General features: G+C 70.2%; 1 protein-coding gene. It reads right to left on the bottom strand.

What is annotated here, in order from left to right:
- Positions 1-98: 98 nt before the first annotated feature.
- Positions 99-1,145 (bottom strand): hypothetical protein, encoded by a 1,047-nt coding sequence (locus SZ60_RS15360; RefSeq protein ID WP_043597497.1) that lies wholly within the window; start codon positions 1,143-1,145, stop codon positions 99-101.
- Positions 1,146-1,336 lie beyond the last annotated feature (191 nt).

Genomic DNA, 1,336 nt, shown 5'->3' with positions numbered 1-1,336 from the left:
CCCCGCGCCCCCGCCCCGCCCCGCACCCCCGCCCCGCGATGAACCCGGTTTCGAACCATGCACCGAGAAGCTTCTGGGTGCCTGGTTCGAAACCGGGTTCATGGGGTGTCACCGCGGAAGCGACGGGCCGCCGCGCGGGCGGCGGCCGTGACACGGCGTCGGTCGAGGCCGACGCCGACGTCTCGGAGCAACTCACCCAGTCGATCGGGGACCACGAGATCCGGGTACTCGCAGTTGACGACGGCGCGCACCTCGGGCACTTGGCACAAGGACCGATCACGCCGGGCACGGTCACGGACGACTTCCGCAGGCGTCCGGCCCGCGAGCATGCGGGGATCGGTCAACTTCACGAAACCGTTGAGCTCGACGGCCACACCATGGGCGGCGAGGTACGTGTCGCATCGTGCGACGCGGCCGTCGGCGAGGTGGAACTCCCGCTGCAGCTCGACGTTCGAGAGGCCGAGTTCGAACAGGACCACGCGGAGGAGTGATTCGCCGCCGTTCTCGGCGAACGGTGAGGCGAACTGGAAGGCACGGCGTGCTGCGCGATTTCCCGGGTGGGTGGTGGGACCGAGCCTGCCGAGCAATGCCTCGCGTTCGCGTCGGAGGGCGGCGGCCACCACGGGCCCGGTCCGATGTCCGTTCGGCAGGACCAGTCGGCGGAGGACCGCGTCCGTGCACAGGACGGCATCGGCGAAGGAGGCCGTCCGGGCGACGTGGACGGCTGTCCGTCTCAGCCCGGTGACCGACAAGTCGCCGAGACGTACGAGGTCGTCGGCCGGGACCTGCCCAGGGCGTCGGAGGAGGTGGGAGGACGTCTTGGTCGAGGTCCGGCGCGGGTCCGTGACGGTGACGGTGTCGTCGAAATCGTCGTGGACGCGAGGAAGGTCGAGCGCGGCCAGGGCAGAGACATGGGAGACCACGCCGTGCCGTGCGGGGCCGGCTGCCAGAGCTCGCGTGAGGAGGACGTGCCGCCCGCGGGAGTCCAGCTTCTCCCAGTCCGATGCCGTCGCGTAGACGCCGCGGTGGATGCGCACGAGCGAGCCATCCGCGACACCGGAACGCAGGGCGATCGTCTCGGGGGCGCCGTCGCCGTGCGTCGCCGCGAATCGCAGTTCGCATGTGATCGGGTCGGTGTGCTCCATGGGGCCATGGTGGCGAATGCCGTCCCCGGGCTCGGTCCCGCGCCTCCTGGTCTGGGGAGAACCTGCCTGTGAGCAAGGTGGAGAAGGAGGCGGCCGGGTCGTCATGAACCCAGTTTCGATCGATGCACCCACAAGCTTCTGGGTGCATCGTTCGAAACCGGGTTCATTGGCGGGCAGGAGGGGCGGGGGCC

This window comes from Frigoribacterium sp. MEB024 (assembly GCF_000878135.1).
Lineage (GTDB): Bacteria > Actinomycetota > Actinomycetes > Actinomycetales > Microbacteriaceae > Frigoribacterium.
Note: the sequence above shows the minus strand (reverse complement) of the source record. Positions and strands in the feature narration are given on the sequence as shown.

Bases quoted from the DNA above. Each gene is read 5' to 3' on its own strand.
- SZ60_RS15360 (WP_043597497.1), bottom strand. From the start codon at position 1,145: ATGGAGCACACCGACCCGATCACATGCGAACTGCGATTCGCGGCGACG.